The sequence below is a fragment of the Niallia laureatilytica genome, from assembly GCF_046613985.1.
GTDB lineage: Bacteria > Bacillota > Bacilli > Bacillales > Cytobacillaceae > Niallia.
This window is the reverse complement of the sequence record NZ_JBKKHP010000007.1, coordinates 30484-47539: the sequence shown is the minus strand read 5'-3', so window position 1 is coordinate 47539 and position 17056 is coordinate 30484. Positions and strand designations below refer to the sequence as shown.

Annotated in this window: 15 protein-coding genes and 1 riboswitch; of the genes, 5 read left to right on the top strand and 10 right to left on the bottom strand. The window is 40.6% G+C overall.

Features of this window, described 5'->3' with window-relative positions:
* The first annotated feature begins 57 nt into the window (after positions 1 to 57).
* A complete protein-coding gene (locus ACLIJJ_RS17015) occupies positions 58 to 1512 on the top strand; it encodes an ABC transporter permease (protein ID WP_233318178.1) in 1455 nt (484 codons plus the stop codon).
* 24 nt (positions 1513 to 1536) lie between these two features.
* Positions 1537 to 2232, top strand: coding sequence for an ABC transporter ATP-binding protein (locus tag ACLIJJ_RS17010; RefSeq protein WP_237943301.1), 696 nt, complete (start codon positions 1537 to 1539; stop codon positions 2230 to 2232).
* Positions 2233 to 2288: 56 nt separating this feature from the next.
* On the opposite strand, the gene ACLIJJ_RS17005 is transcribed toward ACLIJJ_RS17010, so the two are convergent.
* Together ACLIJJ_RS17005 and ACLIJJ_RS17000 are read right to left on the bottom strand one after the other, a co-directional pair.
* The gene (locus ACLIJJ_RS17005) at positions 2289 to 2996 is read right to left on the bottom strand and encodes a GntR family transcriptional regulator (RefSeq protein ID WP_233318181.1); all 708 of its coding nucleotides are present in this window, start codon (positions 2994 to 2996) and stop codon (positions 2289 to 2291) included.
* 151 nt (positions 2997 to 3147) lie between these two features.
* On the bottom strand, positions 3148 to 4557 hold the full coding sequence (locus ACLIJJ_RS17000) for a GH1 family beta-glucosidase (protein WP_233318183.1): 1410 nt from the start codon (positions 4555 to 4557) through the stop codon (positions 3148 to 3150).
* Positions 4558 to 4840: 283 nt separating this feature from the next.
* Here ACLIJJ_RS17000 and ACLIJJ_RS16995 point away from each other — a divergent pair, with 283 nt between their 5' ends.
* Positions 4841 to 6229 carry a catalase gene (locus ACLIJJ_RS16995; RefSeq protein WP_411411345.1) on the top strand — a complete coding sequence of 463 codons (1389 nt, stop codon included), beginning with the start codon at positions 4841 to 4843 and terminating at the stop codon, positions 6227 to 6229.
* Between the two features lie 36 nt (positions 6230 to 6265).
* Here ACLIJJ_RS16995 and ACLIJJ_RS16990 read toward each other — a convergent pair whose 3' ends face one another.
* The gene (locus tag ACLIJJ_RS16990) at positions 6266 to 7495 is read right to left on the bottom strand and encodes an MFS transporter (RefSeq protein WP_411411344.1); all 1230 of its coding nucleotides are present in this window, start codon (positions 7493 to 7495) and stop codon (positions 6266 to 6268) included.
* 122 nt (positions 7496 to 7617) lie between these two features.
* Between ACLIJJ_RS16990 and ACLIJJ_RS16985 the strand changes: the two genes are divergently transcribed.
* On the top strand, positions 7618 to 8496 hold the full coding sequence (locus tag ACLIJJ_RS16985; RefSeq protein WP_411411343.1) for a LysR family transcriptional regulator: 879 nt from the start codon (positions 7618 to 7620) through the stop codon (positions 8494 to 8496).
* A 206-nt stretch (positions 8497 to 8702) separates the two neighbouring features.
* Here ACLIJJ_RS16985 and ACLIJJ_RS16980 read toward each other — a convergent pair whose 3' ends face one another.
* From ACLIJJ_RS16980 to ACLIJJ_RS16965, 4 genes are read right to left on the bottom strand one after another with little or no spacing between them, the layout of a single operon-like run.
* Entirely contained in the window at positions 8703 to 9902 is a 1200-nt protein-coding gene (locus ACLIJJ_RS16980) for a M20 family metallopeptidase (protein WP_411411342.1), read from the bottom strand.
* Between the two features lie 11 nt (positions 9903 to 9913).
* The gene (locus ACLIJJ_RS16975; protein WP_233318190.1) at positions 9914 to 10771 is read right to left on the bottom strand and encodes a MetQ/NlpA family ABC transporter substrate-binding protein; all 858 of its coding nucleotides are present in this window, start codon (positions 10769 to 10771) and stop codon (positions 9914 to 9916) included.
* 25 nt (positions 10772 to 10796) lie between these two features.
* Entirely contained in the window at positions 10797 to 11459 is a 663-nt protein-coding gene (locus ACLIJJ_RS16970; protein ID WP_237943309.1) for a methionine ABC transporter permease, read from the bottom strand.
* On the bottom strand, positions 11456 to 12475 hold the full coding sequence (locus tag ACLIJJ_RS16965) for a methionine ABC transporter ATP-binding protein (protein ID WP_233318194.1): 1020 nt from the start codon (positions 12473 to 12475) through the stop codon (positions 11456 to 11458). Before ACLIJJ_RS16965 ends, ACLIJJ_RS16970 begins: the two co-directional genes overlap by 4 nt.
* Positions 12476 to 12568: 93 nt before the next feature.
* Positions 12569 to 12679: riboswitch (SAM riboswitch) on the bottom strand.
* A gap of 332 nt (positions 12680 to 13011) precedes the next feature.
* Here ACLIJJ_RS16965 and ACLIJJ_RS16960 point away from each other — a divergent pair.
* The gene (locus ACLIJJ_RS16960; protein ID WP_233318195.1) at positions 13012 to 13203 is read left to right on the top strand and encodes a hypothetical protein; all 192 of its coding nucleotides are present in this window, start codon (positions 13012 to 13014) and stop codon (positions 13201 to 13203) included.
* Positions 13204 to 13259: 56 nt separating this feature from the next.
* Here the strand turns inward: ACLIJJ_RS16960 and ACLIJJ_RS16955 are convergent, their stop codons facing one another.
* The 3 genes from ACLIJJ_RS16955 to ACLIJJ_RS16945 form a co-directional block, all read right to left on the bottom strand.
* Positions 13260 to 14687, bottom strand: coding sequence for a sugar porter family MFS transporter (locus ACLIJJ_RS16955; RefSeq protein WP_341079829.1), 1428 nt, complete (start codon positions 14685 to 14687; stop codon positions 13260 to 13262).
* A 149-nt stretch (positions 14688 to 14836) separates the two neighbouring features.
* The gene (locus tag ACLIJJ_RS16950) at positions 14837 to 16042 is read right to left on the bottom strand and encodes a Gfo/Idh/MocA family protein (RefSeq protein WP_341079831.1); all 1206 of its coding nucleotides are present in this window, start codon (positions 16040 to 16042) and stop codon (positions 14837 to 14839) included.
* A gap of 50 nt (positions 16043 to 16092) precedes the next feature.
* A complete protein-coding gene (locus ACLIJJ_RS16945; RefSeq protein ID WP_233318200.1) occupies positions 16093 to 17034 on the bottom strand; it encodes a sugar phosphate isomerase/epimerase family protein in 942 nt (313 codons plus the stop codon).
* Positions 17035 to 17056 lie beyond the last annotated feature (22 nt).

The window sequence follows — 17056 nt, the reverse complement described above, 5'->3', positions numbered from 1 at the left end:
TTTTCACCATTTCTATATATAGTGGTGTTTGTGAAAAACAGATAAAGGAGAGAAAACATGAATTTTTTAAAACGAGCATTTTTAAGTGTTAAAGCTAGAAAGGGGAAAAGCCTGCTGCAGATTTTTGTATTTTCGGTTATTTGTGTACTCGTACTGGCAGGTTTATCTATTCAAACGGCGGCAAAAAAATCAAGTGATCTCGCGAGAAAGCAGCTCGGTGCCGATGTAACTTTACAGGTGGACATGGAGAAATTGCGTGAGCAGATGCAGTCACAATCTTCTGAGGATGGTGAACGAGTTAGATTCCAGTCTACGCCAATTGAAGTCAAAGCAGCAGAAGAACTAACAACATATAACCAAATTAAAGGCTATAATTTCTATTCATCAACTACTGGTTTAGCTTCTAGCTTTGATCCGATTGAAAATAGTACAAGTACTGAAACGGAGGAAGAAACAGAAACAGGAGAAGGTGTTGTCAGAATGGGCGGCGGTATGCAGGGAGATGTCAGTCTGCAAGGTGTAACCTTTACTGATTCCTATACTGATTTTATGGACAGCACGTCTGAAATTATAGATGGAGAGCATCTTACAGATGAAGATGTCGGCAAAAATGTAGCCGTAATCGAGCAGACTCTTGCGGAAGAAAATGATCTGCAGGTCGGTGATACGCTAACTGTCACAAACCCGCAAGATGATTCCATTTCTATTGAGCTAGAAATCAAAGGTATTTACGCTACCACTTCCACTGGCTCTGACCAAGCAATGGACTTTACTGCCATGATTCCTTATAACAAAATTTATGTTCCATATACAGCTGCATCTGACCTGAAAGGCGCGGATTATGAAGGTACGATTGATAATGCTGTTTATTATATTGATGATCCAGCTGACATGGAAGCATTCGTTGCTCAAGCTAAATCGGAAAGCAGCATTGATTTTGATTCATTCAAACTGGATGCAAACGATGACCTTTATCAACAAATGGTAGGTCCAATTGAAAATGTTGCAAGTTTCTCGAAAAATATTGTTTATCTAGTTTCCATTGCCGGCGCCATCATCTTAGGGTTGATTGTAATGATGTCCATTAGGGAGAGAAAATACGAAATGGGTGTGCTGCTTGCACTAGGTGAACAGCGCTGGAAGCTAGCAGGTCAATTTATCGTCGAAATTCTTTTAGTGGCCGTTCTGTCACTTGGCATTGCAACAGTAAGCGGGAATGCCGTTGCTGGCAAAGTTAGTGATCAACTGCTGAGCCAAGAAATTGCTTCAAGTGAGACAAGTACCACACCAGAATCCTTCAGAGGCGGCGGCGGTTTCGGCAAAGTCATGACATCGACTGCAGCTTCAACAGCTGGCGTTGAAACGATTGATGAGCTGGATGTCAGCGCAACAGGTCAGGACCTAGGATTATTAGCGATGATTGGTGCATTAATTGCCGTTATTTCAGCCTTGCTGCCATCCTTGTCCGTACTGAGGCTGCAGCCTAAAACTATCTTAAGCAAACAGGATTAACATTGATTGATGGGAGATGGAGTAATGAGTTCATTATTAGAATTACAGAATATCAGTTACTGGTATAAACATGAAAACAAGAAAGTCGATATTTTAAAGAATATAAATGTAGCATTTGACAGAGGGATTTTCTATACGATTATTGGCCCTTCAGGCTCAGGAAAGACTACTTTCCTTGCCCTTGCAAGCGCCCTTGATGTGCCTAAGGAAGGTGCAGTTCTGTATGAAGGAAAAGACATAAAAAAAATCGGACTCACCAAGTTTCGCAATAAGTATGTCTCAATTGTTTTCCAATCGTATAATCTTTTGCCTTATATGACAGCCTTGCAAAATGTGACAACAGCTATGGAAATTACAGGATCAAGTCATAAAAACAAAAAAGTATATGCCCTAGAAATGCTTACAAAAATGGGTATTACTGCTGAACAAGCCGGTCAAAAGGTTCTAACATTAAGCGGCGGTCAGCAGCAGCGTGTCTCTATTGCCAGAGCGCTTTGCTGCGATGCAGACCTTATTGTGGCAGACGAGCCTACAGGGAATCTGGATGAAACAACCGCTCAAGAAATTGTTGGAATCCTGAAGGATCTTGCCCATAATGAAGGAAAATGTGTGGTTGTCGTCACACATGATCAGAATATTGCCCAAAAATCAGATGTTGTTGTAAAGCTGTCTAAAGGAAGCTTCACTGTAACTTCTAACAAGGAAGCAGTCCACATTTAACCGTAAAAAAGTACATCCTGTTGTAATGGATGTACTTTTTTGCTATTTAAAGGTATTCACTTAAAACTAACCCTATCCAGGATTTTTGCTTTTTGATAATGAAAGATAGATTTAGACAACTCAAATATATTGCCGTTCGTAAGCGATACGGTATTTTCTATAATTAACCCAGGGTCTCCCGCGTTCAGGTTAAGCAAAAAGGCGGTTTCCTCATCCATTAATTCACAATTGATAACTTTGTCGGCAAACCCGATGTTCAGTCTTAAGTCATCAATTAAATAGGTGTAGATAGATTGGATGGCAATATCCTTATTTAAATAAGGAACGATGTCTTTTTTAAAGTAGCTGAGTTCAATCGAGAAAGGTTCTTCATTTACTATTCGGATGCGTTTTGTATAATACAATTTTGTGCCAGGTTCGCATTGCATCCTATTTGCAACCTCTTCTTCTGCTTCTATAACACGAAGCTCCAGTATTTTCGTTTCGATTGTTTTCGCTGACAAATCCTTTGTCAGTCCCCGCAGACTGCCTAGATTAATATAATCTGTTTCCGACTTTTTCCTTAAAAACATGCCGCTCCCCTGCACCTGATAAATATATCCCCGATTGACTAGCTGGGTAACAGCTTTCCTGACCGTGCTTCTGCTTACCTCAAATTGTTTTGCCAACTCTTCCTCAGTCGGCAGCTTATTAGATGCATCAAATATGCCTTCTCTAATATCCTTTTCTAAAGAATCTGCTATCTCTCTATATTTGACTGCCATATTATCTCCTTTAAAAAATATGTAATAATTGGTTATGGTTCTATTGTAAACAATAACCTCCTTGATTAAAATGAAAATGTAATAAATTGGAGTTTAAGCATGTAGAAAAAAACCTCCTAACATAATTAGGAGGTTTCGTTCGTCCTATTTCTTACAGCTCTTCTCCCCTCGTTTCAATAATATGCTTGTACCAATGAAACGAGAGCTTTTTCTTTCTGTTCAGATTGTCAGAATGGTCCACATAAATAAAGCCATACTGCTTCTTGTATCCGTTTAGCCAGCTTAATAAATCAATGACTGACCATGCATAATAGCCTTTTAAGTTAATGCCTTCGCTTATTGCAAGTTTGACAACCTTTAAATGCTCTTCGATATATTTTATTCTTGGAACATCCACTATTTCCCCATCAATAATTGGATCCTCATCACCAAGGCCATTTTCTGTGACATACATTTTTATATCGCCATAACGCCCTTTTAACATATGCAGCCCATCAAGAAAGCCTTGCGGCGAGATTTCCCAGCCCCATTTTGTATATGTTTTATCGTCCATTTTCACTGTGCGGTAATATCCGTCAAAGGAAGGATTTCCTGGTGCAAGAGTAGATGATTCCCGTGAATGTTCTACTGTTAGAGAACCTTCGGCGATTTTTTCAACACGAATTGGCTGGTAATAATTTAAGCCGATAAAGTCATTGTTTTCAGCATTACTTTTCAATGTGTTCAGCTCTTCTTCTGTCCAGGTTGGAGTCCAGCCTTTTTCCTCTAGTTGCTTAACGACATACGCAGGATATTCTCCTTTTAAAATCGGATCATAATACCAAAAAGTTTCATATTCATTCGCATGCTGAGCAGCTGCAATATTTTCTGGCTTTTCATCTACACTGTAGGCAGGTAAAAATACGTGAGTAATACCAATTTCGCCATATTGCTTTAAGCTTTTATACACTTCTACTGCTTTTGCATGGGCATAAAACACATAGTGTGTTGCTTGGAAGTATTTCTTTTCATCATTTGTAATGCCTGGCGGATGTGCACCTTTTAAGTAGCCTAATCCGGTAAACATAACTGTTTCGTTGAAGGTAATCCAGTGCTTTACACGATCACCAAATTCACGGAAGCAGATTTCAGCATATTTAACGAATGCATCCGCAGTGCGTCTGTTCGTCCAGCCGCCATCCTCTTCTAAAGTAATTGGCAAATCCCAATGATATAGTGTCACAAATGGTACAATTCCGTGTTTTAAACATTCATCAATCAGATTATTATAGAATTCCAAGCCTTTAGGATTTACCTCTCCGTCCCCGGTAGGCAATATTCTTGCCCATGATACAGAGAAACGGTATGATTCTAGCCCCATTTCGGCCATTAATTTAATATCTTCTTTGTAGCGGTGATAATGGTCAATAGCGACGTCTCCATTTGTTCCCTCGAAAGTCTTGCCTGGTATCTTCGAGAATACATCCCAGTTTGTCTTTCCTTTGCCATCTTCATTCCATGCTCCTTCCACCTGGTAAGAAGCAGATGCTGCACCAAATAAAAAATCATGTGGAAACTTCATTGTCGACCTCCATTTTATGCATACCTATTAAATTGTAAGATATATATTAAATTTGTACACACAAATTTAATATATCTATTATACCATGCTTTCTTCGTTTAGCAATCAGGGAAAAGAAGTCAGCTACTTACCTATTAATTTGGTTCAAGACATGTGCGAATATCCGTTTTTTCAGGTAAGAAGACAATTTATATCAGTCATATAGACGCTTTAAATGGAATAACTTGTATCGATATCATCGATAAACGGGTAATTATCTTCACGAACAACAGGGGGGATTATATTGAAAGATAATAATCATTTGAACAAAAGAAGTACCTCAAACAAAAACGGCCGCAGCCCTGCAGATTGGCAAGGCGATTTACCTGGGGCGCTGCATTCAGAAACAGTCGGAGACAGAGGCCCTGTTCTTGAGCAGGATAATATTCTTCACGAAACTTTGGAAAACTTTATCCATGAAAAAATATTGGAGAGACCTGTACATGTGAAAGGTTACGGGGCTTTCGGCTATTTTCAAACCATCTATTCTATGAGTGAATATACAAAGCTTTGCTTTTTACAGGAGCCGGGGCAACAGGTCCCTGTTACTGTTCGGTTTTCCCTTGCAGTCAGCACAAAAGGCACACCAGACACATCTCGGAATGTGCGAGGATTTTCGACCAAATTTTATACAGATGAAGGGGTTTTTGATCTAATTTGCAACCATATTCCTGTCTTCTCTGTCCGAGATGCCATCCGCTTCCCTGAATCAATAAAAGCCTTTCTTCCCTCTCCTGTAAATAATTTGATTGATCCGGAACGGTTTTGGAGCTTTGTTGCACGGGCGCCTGAATCCATCCATTTCGTAGTAAGGTTATATTCAGATGCAGGGACAGTTAAAAGTTTGCGCCATATTCCCGGCCACAGTGTAAGTACATATGTGTGGAAAAATGCCCAAGGTGTGCGCCGCTATGTGAAATATCATTGGCTTCCGTCTTCCGGGATAAAGTTTATCGATAACAAAGAGGCAGCACATTGGAACGGTGCATATCCTGATATTGCCGGTAAGGATTTGTTTTCTGCTATATCAAAAGGTAAGAAGGTAGAATATATCCTTTATGTACAGCTGATGAATACAAACGATGAGCAAAGTCTTCCATATGACCCGCTTGATGATACGAAGGTTTGGGATGAACAGCAGTATCCCCTTATCCCCGTCGGCCGCATGATATTAAACCGCAATCCAGACAACTATATGGAACAAGTGGAGAAAGTGGCTTTTTCTCCTTCGAATTTATTAGAAGGAGCCGAATTGTCTGATGATAAAATGCTGCAGGGCCGTTCCAATATATACTGGGACTCACAGCGGCGCCGGCTCGGTCCAGGATTCCGCGATTTACCGATAAATCAACAAAGTGAATGGGATACTTCCTCTCTTATTACAAGCGGCAAAGGAAGACAGGTAAGCGGCAGGCTTCAACGGAGCGATATCAAAAAGCAAGATGATTTCACACAGGCTGGACACTATTTTCATACCCTTCCACCTATCCAGCAAGACCATCTAGTCCAAAATCTTGCAAATGATCTTGCAGGAGTTTCGGATGAAACTAGAAGCACTGTTCTGCAATATTTATATAATGCCTCATCAACATTAGGTGGAAGGGTGCTAAAGCAAATTGAAAGCAATCAATAAACTGACACGACTAGGGTGCAGCCAGTCTAGCACCCTTTATTTGAAAATATGCAGCTGTTTCGACTTGGCTGCAGGTTTCGTGAATCCAGTGATTTTGAGAAGGGCTGCTGCGAGCACAATGCCGATAAAAGTAAACGCAATAACCATGATAACGATACCGCTCCAGCCAAGGTGAGACCATAAAACTCCGCCAAGTGTTCCACCCACGCTTGAACCTGTATAGTACAGAAACAAATACAAAGAAGAAGCTTGGGCTTTGTTAGCAGCTGCTCTCTGGCTGACCCAGCCACTCGCTATCGAATGGCCACCGAAAAAACCAAAAGTAGTCAGTGCTAAGCCCATTATCTTCCAGACCAAAAAGCCCACATGCAGTGTCAACAAAGCTCCCATTATAATTAGAAAGAGATTCGCAATTAAGATATAATGTCGTCCGTAGCGGTCCACAAGCCTGCCAATCCATATCGAACTGAACATGCCAATAATAAATAATAGAAAAATCCAGCTGACTACACCTTGCTGCAAAGAATATGGCTTACTTGTGAGCACATAGGCAATATAGTTAAACAGCGCTACATTGCTTCCAAGCAATAAAAAACCAAGACCATATAAACAAAGCAGTCCTGGATCCTTTAAGTGGTTTATTAGAGACCTGCCTAAAACGTTCATGTTAAGCTTACGCGCTTGAAAATTTCGAGAAGGCTGCAGAGTTAAGGCAAAAGAAAGAGTAGCAGCAATGCTTATTACCCCTATGCCGCCGATTGCAGCATGCCAGCTGAAAAATTCACTTAGAATACCTGAAATAATTCTTCCTCCCATTGCACCAACGGCGTTACCGCTAATATACAATCCCATCGCTTTTCCTAGACTTTTGGATTCCATTTCCTCACCAAGATATGCCATCGCCACTGAAGGCACTCCAGCCAAAACAATTCCCGTTAATGCCCGTAAGAAAAGCAAATAGTAATAATTGGCGCTGAACGCAGTCAGCAAACATAAAATGGAGGCAACCAGCATGGAGGCAACCATAACCGGTTTTCGCCCCCATACTTCTGATAATGATCCAAATAGGAGCATGCTTACGGCTAAGCAAATAGTTGCTACAGACAGAGCCAAACTTGCCATAGTAGCAGACAACTTAAATTCTGATGAAAATTCCTGCATTAATGGCTGTACACAATACAGAATGGCAAATGTGTTGAATCCTGCAGCAAAAAACGCAATGCTAGTTTTACGAAATAAAGGTGTTCCATAATTTATGTAAGCCATCTCTTTTGTACAACTCCCTCTATACTTTTTCCTCTTCATGTTAACACCTGCTAATAATGATGTATAATTCATAATAATCATATTTTCGATGCATATATGTAATAAGAGAAGGAGTTGTAATAATGGAATGGCAACAATTTGAATACTTCCGAACCCTCGCCCAAATGGAGCATGTCACAAAAGCTGCTGAAGCACTCTCTATTACACAGCCGGCATTAAGTCGCTCCATCGCACGATTTGAAGAAGAAATAGGGGCACCGCTATTTGAACGGCAAGGCCGTTCCATCAAGCTTAACAAATACGGCAGGCTGTTCTTAAAGCACGTTGACTCCATGATGCTGGAGTTTGAACTCGGAAAAAGAGCGATACACGAATTACTTGAACCTGGCAGAGGAACTGTTTCCTTTGGCTTTCTGCACACATTAAGCACTAATTTAATTCCTGATTTAATTGCTGCTTTTCGCAGTGAGTTTCCTGCTATTAATATAGCTTTAAAGCAAAACCCTTCGCACTCCTTATTAGAAGATATGCAAAAAGGAGAACTAGATTTTTGTCTAATAAGTCCTGTTGAAATACACACTCCTATTGCATGGTCCAAGCTTTTTAGTGAGCAGCTATTCGTTTACGTACCAAAGGCACATAACCTTGCACAGTCTAACAGTATAAGATTAGTTCAGCTAATAAATGAACCATTCATCCTGCTAAAAAAGGGGTACGCTATGCGAATCTTGACAGAGGCAATGTTTAAGGAAGCGGGAATTCAACCATTAATAGCTTTTGAGGGAGATGAACCAGACACGATTGCCGGCTTAGTCGCAGCAGGACTGGGGATATCCATCCTTCCTGATATGAAAGACACCAGCCTGAATCACTTGGTGAAAATACCGATTGATCCTCCTGATTACGAACGAATTATTGCTTTAGCCTGGGTAGATGGGCGATATCTTTCCCCTGCTTCCATCCAATTTAAAAATTTTATTTTCGATTTCTTTTCAACATAATATTTATAAAATATACAAAAAGGGTGCTCCAAAATAGGGAGCACCTAAAGAAATAATAATATGATGATGGATCCAAGCGCTATTGAAAGCTTCTTGAAACGAGAATGGACGATATCCTCAATATGATTATATGAATAATAGATTTTTAAGAAACGGCAAATGCCCAGAGCTTTTGTCTTTCCTAACAAGATTATATATTGATGTTATTAATTTTTCGCTTTTTTTGCTGTGTTAAAAGCTTTATTGACTTGATGAAGCAGCACAGAGTCCTTCAGCAAACGATAACCTGTTGCAGCAAGTGCCTTTGCTCCTTTAGTAATGGCTTCATTGCCAATACTAGAACGAGCCGCTTCTCTGAATTCATTTGTGTGTGCAATCAAATCATCTGGCCCTATTTTAATATGTCCGTGAGCAGTCGGAACTTCATAACTGATGTTTCCAGCATCGGTTGAACCTTTGCCTGTTGATTTTTCCACAGAAACAACTTCGCCAACCGCTTCTAGCTCCGTTTTAAGAATATCATCTAATACAGAATTAATGACAAAATCCTTTACCTCATTTTGGAATCTTTCCACTTTTACAGTCGCACCTGTTGCTAATGCAGCGCCATCTGCAATGGCACGAACTTTCACGGCAACCTCTTCCGTTTTTTTCCACGATTCAGCGCGGATAAAGAAGCGTGCAGATGCATATTCAGGAATAATATTAGGAGCATCGCCGCCATGTGTAATAATTCCATGTATCCGCACATCAGAAGTTAGCTGCTGCCTTAATGCGTTAATGCCGGTGAATAACTGGATGACAGCATCAAGCGCATTAATGCCTTTTTCAGGTGAGCCTGCAGCATGTGCGGCTTTTCCGTAAAAATGAAAATCTAGAGGATCAACAGCAAGTGTTTCACTCGTCAAGGAAGTTTTCCCAGCAGGATGGAGCATTAAGGCAACATCGACATCCTTTAAATAGCCATGTTTCACAAAGCTGCCTTTAGCACTTCCATTTGGTCCGCCTTCTTCTGCCGGTGTTCCGAGAACAAGGACACGGCCGCCTGTTTCTGACAGTGTTTCGGCAAGTGCAATTCCTGCGGCAACACTAGTTGTTCCAATAATGTTATGACCGCAAGCATGGCCAAGACCTGGTAGTGCATCATATTCTGCAAGGAAAGCAACTGTCGGACCAGACACCCCACTGTCCTTTACTGCGTAAAAGGAAGTTTCATGGCCAGCCACTCCTGTGTCTACTGCAAAACCCGCCTCTTCCAATAAATTTACTAAGGTTTTACTTGCAAAAAACTCTTGATTGCCGATTTCCGGTCTTAAATGAATCGCTTGACTGGTTTCTACATAAAGATCCTTATTGCTGTCAACAGAATGATTAATCACGTCTAAGCCATTGTACACTTTGCCCATTTTATCTCCTCCTACAATCCTTTAAATTGTTTCACTAAGTCTTCTTTCGGTGTGTCGACTACAATGGAGCCGCCGTTTGTATCTGCTTCGACCGCTTTTATCACGTCTTCTTCATGATAAATCTCGACTATGCGCTGGAATGTTTCATTATCAGCATCTTCTGCACGTGCTGCAAACACATTTACATATGGAAGAACACTTTCGTCATCCGCATTTTCTAAATAAATTGGATCCTTGACCGGATCGAATCCAGCCTGGCCAGCTACACCGTTATTAATTACAGATGCTGCCACATCTGGTAAGACACGTGGAGTCTGTTGTGCCACAACTGGGTAAATATCAAGGTCTTTCGGATTTTCCACAATTTTAGTTGGATCACCAAACAGTCCAAAGTCATCTGAAAGTTTGATTAATCCTGCAGATTCAAGCAGCTTTAATGCACGAGCCTGATTTGATGGATCATCAGGGATCGCAATCTTATCACCTTTTTTTAGTTCACTAACATCTTTAATTTTTTCAGAGTAAATTCCCATTGGAGCGATGACTGTAGCACCAATCGGTACTAAATCAGCATTATTTTCTTTTGCGAACTGGCTTAGGAAAGCAATATGCTGAAATGAGTTGATATCAATTTCCTTGTTAGCAAGCGCCTGGTTCGGAAGCGTATAATCTGAGAACTCAACTAGTTCTATTTCTATCCCTTCTTTTTCCGCCTTTTCTTTAACTAACGGCCATACCTCACCATCTGTGCCTGTTACCCCGATTTTTACTTTTACTGTTTTCGAATCTCCTGAAGCTGACTCATTTCCGCATGCTGCAAGTGCCCACACAGCAAGTAATACAACAAAAAGTTTCACTAATTTTTTCATGTTCTTTTCCCCTCTTCTTTTTTATTTATCTGCGCATAATTTTTCTAGATAATGTATTTCCAATCCATTGTGCAACCTGAACGAGCAAAATCAGGATGATAACTGTTACCAGCATGACACTGCCATCAAATCTCTGATAGCCGTACGTCATGGCAACATATCCTAATCCCCCGCCGCCAACAGTTCCTGCCATAGCGGAAAAATCTATTAAACTGATGGTCACAAAGGTTAAACCGAGAATCAGCGGTCCTAACGCTTCTGGTATTAACACAGTGAAGATGATTTGCAGCGGGCTTGCACCCATTGCCTTCGCTGCCTCAATGACACCAGGATCAATGCTGATAAGATTGTTTTCAACTACCCTAGCTATACCGAATGCAGCGGCAATCGTCATCGGGAAAATTGCTGCCCATGTACCGATTGTTGTTCCTACTATTGTCCGAGTGAGCGGGCTTATTGCTACTAGGAAAATAATGAAAGGTATCGGTCTGATAATGTTAATGAGTATATTCAGCAACTGAAATACAAGCTTATTTTCAAGAATATTTCCTTTTCTCGTTACAAATAAAAGTAAACCTATCAAAATACCCAGAATTGAACCAAAAATCAAAGTCATAATGACCATTAGAATGGTTTCGCCTGTCGAATCTACAATTCGTGGCCAAAACGTCGTCCAATCGACCTTCATTCTATAATCACCTCCTCAATTGTGACAGTCTTCTCTAATTCGGAAACGACTGTATGTATAGCTGTTGCTTCCCCTTCGAAGGAAACTAGTAAATTGCCGAAAAACTTCTCTTGCAGTTCTTGAACAGAGCCATAAACAATATTGACATCCACATTGTTCTTACGTGATATTTGTGAAAGCAATGGTGTATTCGCTAGTTCTCCTTTGAAAATAACTCGATAAAGATTATTTCCGCCACTCTGTTTCCATTGCTGAAGCAGCGAATCAGACGGACGATCTTGTTGAACGGATTGGATAAACCGTTTTGTTGTCGGATGCTGTGGATTTGTAAACGTATCAAACACATTGCCAGTTTCGATGACCTCACCGTTTTCCATAACAGCAACCTTGTCACATATAGTTTGGATGACATTCATCTCATGTGTTATAAGTAAAATGGTGATTCCAAACTCTTTATTTACCTTTTTTAAAAGCCGTAGAATGTCTGCCGTCGTGTCAGGATCCAATGCCGAAGTAGCTTCATCACAGATTAAGATATCCGGCGAATTAGCAAGTGCCCTCGCAATGCCGACCCGCTGCTTCTGTCCACCTGAAAGCTGTTCCGGATAGTCATTCGCTTTATCTGTCAGCCCAACGAATCTTAACAGCTCATCGACTCTTTCCTTTATTTCCGCCTTTGGCTTGCCTGCCAACTTTAAAGGATAAGCAATGTTACCAGCTACTGTTCTAGAGGTAAACAAGTTAAAGTTTTGAAAAATCATGCCGATTCGTCTTCTTAGTTTGCGTATTTCTTTTGCACTGAAGCTTGATAAATCTTCCCCTTGAATTTTAATTGATCCATTAGACGGGCTTTCCAACTGATTTACAAGTCTCAGCAATGTGCTTTTGCCCGCACCGCTAAAACCAATGATTCCGAAAATTTCTCCTTTCTGAATAGTTAAGGAAACATCTTTAACAGCTTCCACTTTCCTTTTGCCTAATACAAATGTTTTCGCCACTTGACTGAATTCAATCAATCTATTCACTCTCCTTTGCATTAATCAACAACAAAAAGCCCTCTTTTTTCCTATATCCAGAAGAAAAAAGAGGGCTTTAATTATAAATCCTCATTCTCATCTTTCAAATGTGTTGTCACACATTTGCAGGAGTTAGCACGGTGTTTATTAAACCCGTTGCCGAAACGTCATAGGGCCTGATCCCTCGGTTTCTCTGGATAAGAAGTGGTATATTCGGTTTTTGTTAGTTAAGATGTGTTTTACTATATTGCTAATTTTAAATAATGTCAACCGGATTTTTATAAAAAGTTAGAGTGAACAGGCAAAACATATGTTAAGTTCTCTCCTAAATATCATTCAATAAATTTGTAAATTATCTATATTTAGCAGGTATCTTCGTCTATTAGACAGTTGTCAGAACTCCCTTGTTACCAAGGTAAAAAAGTTTTCAAAAATATTTTTTTGGGTATATAATTAGCAGCCGAGTCTTAAAAAATACCTCATACTGAAGTCTCTTTATTTGAATTAGTAAGGAGGCATTTGTGGGAGGTGATTTTTTGAGAAAGGCAGTTGGAATACAAAATCTAATTGCTTACCTGCAATCGGTGAGCTATCCCCTTTCTGAGGAAGATGTCAACGGATTAATCAAGGCCAGAACCATTCCCCATCAACGGCTTATAGGGGATACGATGCTATTTAATCTGGACCATATTGATGCTTGGATCAAACAACAAGAAGCAGACAATTAAACTATTTTTCTATATGTAATTGTGAAGAATCCCTGCTTTAGCAGGGATTCTTTATATTAACTAAATTCCTTGCTTTTAAAATTATCTTCAATTTCCTCCAAGGAAAGTCCCCTTGTCTCAGGCACAGCTTTAGCTACAAAAATCACACCTATAATGGCAAACAAGGCAAATAAGAAGAAGGTCGCAGAAAGTCCAATACCTGCAAGCAGTACAGGAAAGAACAATCCTACTAGAAAATTACAAAGCCATAAGAACAGCACTGCCAGCCCCATCCCTATTCCACGGAGCCGCATTGGGAAAATTTCCGCAAGGATAAGCCATACTAATGGGGCAATTGCACCTTGGAAAAACGCTAAATATAAGACTGTCATTGATAAAACGATGTATGGGAGCATTGCTGAACCCTCCAGGAAGTGTGCAGAAGTTCCAATGGAAATGAGAGCAACAGTAACGCCTATCAAGCCCGTAAGCAGCATGGGTCTTCTATTCACTTTGTTCAACAGCGACATGCCAACGATAACCGCAATCACAGCGATCAAGCCATTTGCGACATTGGCGATTAAAGCTGTTTTAGTGCCAAACCCAGCATTTTCAAGAATTTGGGTTCCGTAATACATGATAGAGTTGATGCCGACTAGCTGGGAAACTGATCCAAGCACAATTCCTATCCATACAATTCTTCGAATCCATGGAGTTCCTAAATCACGAAAACCCAGCTTTTTGTGCTTCTGTTCAGCAGAAAGATTTGCTTTTATCTCCTTCATTTCCTGCTCGGCAATGCTTTCTGTCCGAATTCTGTTAAGGATTTTTAGCGCTTCTGCCCATCTGCCCCTTGAAGCCAGCCACCTAGGACTTTCAGGCAGGATGAGCACACCAATCCACAAGGCAACTGCGGGTAATGTCGCAATAACTAGCATATATCGCCATACATGCCCTGTATCTCCAAATATATTTCCAATTAGAGCATTAAATATATATGCTAAAAATTGACCTGTAACGATCATTAATTCATTTTGGGTAACGAGCATTCCGCGTCTGTCAGAGGGAGCCATCTCAGCCAAGTAAGAGGGAATTACAACAGAAGACCCGCCGACTGCTAGCCCGAGCAGAAAACGGAAACCAACCATAACAGCTGTGTTTGGTGCGATAACACAGCCAGCTGCAGAAAAGAAAAACAGCACAGCAAGATATAAGATAACCCTGCGACGGCCCTTCGTATCTGCCAGGCGGCCGCCAAAAATGGACCCAAAGGCTGCTCCTAATACTAATGAGCTTGCTACAAGCCCTTCTGTAAAAGGAGATAAATTTAATTGATCCTTGTCTGCCATAAAGGGGAGTGCCCCGTTTATGACCCCTGTATCATATCCAAATAAAAGTCCTCCAAATGTAGACACAATTGTTATGCGCTTCAGAAATTTTTTCGGATCTTTTTGCTTGGGAGGCTTTGCTTGAACGATTTGTTCAGACATCTCTATATTTGTCATACTGATTACTCCTTTATACAATATTGGAATTACGGTTGAGAGGTTTATCTCCAAACTATATAAAGCGCTTACATTTATAACCTGCTGCTGTTGATAGGGATTGTTGGGAAGCAGTCTGATTAACTGCTCCCCCCTGCCTAAGAACCCAATTAATGTGTGGACGAAAGCTTTTGTTGATTTTCATATTCTACCCAAACGGCACCGTTATCTGCAGAACGAACACAATTTTCAATCCAGCGAATGCCTGCAATACCAGCATCAATATCCGGATACACTAGACTATTTAATATTTCTTCATCATTGCGGTTTTTCGCATCTATGGCAATTGCGAACTTCAAGTAAATATTTGCCCAGGATTCTGATAAGCCTTCCTGATGGAGTGCACCTAATCTCTCATCAGCATTGCAAGCGTCATCCAAGTAAGGCATTGCTCGAATTAAAGTCTGAATAGGTTCTCCTTGAACTTCATATCTCAATTCATTTGGTTTGCTGTCCCACCATTCTAAGCTTGCCTTCGTCCCTACTATCCGGATTCTGTGACCATCCATACAGCCGGCATTAATGGAGGATGTCCACAGCCTGCCAACTGCTCCGTTTTCGTACTGCATGAGTACAAAAGCATTATCCTCAAGTGGAGCACGGCTTTCAATAAAGCTTTGACGATCACAAAGCAGCCTTTTTATTTTCATGTCGGGCATAATCAACTGGGACATATAATACGTATGTGTGGATAAATCTCCTAAAACGAAGCTTGGTCCTGCTACCTTAGGATCAATACGCCATTTTTGAGCAGCACTCGTTTTATCCGATTTATCATTTGAATTAAAACCATGTGTATACTGCAAATCAACAACACGAATATCACCGATTTTTCCTTGTTCAATCATTGCTCGCATCTGCAGCAGCATTTGATTTCCAGAGAAGCCATATGTCACCCCGACAATTTTGCCTGTTTTCTCTGCAAGTCTCTTAATCTCTTCACCCTCTGCTGATGAAAAAAACAACGGCTTTTCACAAATAACATGCAACCCTGCTTCGAGCGCAGCACGGCATATTTCATAATGTGTTCCATTTGGGGTGGCAATGGAAACAGCCTCAATTCCATCCTCTCGCATGGCTTCCTCTTCAAACATAGTTTTATAATCAGGATAGCAGCGATTTCCCGCCACCCCTAAATTTATGCCGAACTCCTTCCCTCTTGCTGGCTCAATATCAAAGGCGCCAGCAACCAATTCAAATGCCGTATTGTCCCTCAATGCACCTATTCTATGCTTATAACCAACCTGTCCAAGTCGGCCTCCTCCTACCATTGCCCAACGTATCGGTCTTGCTATTTTTTTCTCCCCATTTAACATTTTTAACCACTCCTTTATTTTGAATATTCAGATATAAATTGGTATGATTATTAAAAACTCAGCGTTTGCTGCAGAGCATCAATTGATGTTTTTATTCCAGCCTCTACGGACATCGTCAAATCTTCCATTTCTAAAGAAACTTCATCGTCATATCCCATCATCTTCACAACAGAGAAAAACTCTTTCCACCACTGCAAGTCTTGCCCGCAGCCGACAGCTACATAATTCCAAGCCCGATTGGCTACATCTGTTATTTCCTTTGTTTCCAAAATGCCATTAACAGCAGATAGATGTCTTTCGATTCGCACATCTTTGCCGTGAACATGATGTATCGCCACTCCTAGTTCTCGGGCAGCTAGAATTGGGTCTGCACCCATCCAGATAAGATGGCTAGGATCAAGATTTAAACCAACAATTGGACCAACTTCATTGCGGAGTTTAAATAATGTTTCAGGATTATAGACTAATTGTGAGCTGAAATTTTCAAGTGCAATTTTTTCAACACCACATGATTCTGCTTTTTTCACAAGCTCCTTCCAATAAGGAATCGCAACCTCATTCCACTGGTAATCTAGTATTTCTTTTAATACCGGCGGCCAGCTGACTGTATAGGTAATCCAATTAGGAACTTTATCTTCCGGACCTCCAGCAGGCAGGCCGCTCATCATAATGACCTTTTTAACTCCTAATAGCTCTGCCAATTCCATCGTTTTATCGGTGATTTCTCGATGCTGCTTTCCTAATTCGCCTGGATCCAAAGGGTTGCCAGAACAATTCAAGGCACATAGTTTTATATTGCGTTTCTCAAGATTATTCAAGAAGTGGTTTCTTTTTTGCTCACTTTCCAATAGTTCATTAAGATTTAAATGTGGCGCAGGAGACCAGCCCCCTGTCGTCATTTCAATAGTATCAATTCCAAGCTCAGCTACTTCATCAAGCATTGCCTCAAAGGATAAATGTGCCATACTGTCCGTTACATAAGATAATTTCATTGAATGCCTTCCTCCCTTTTTA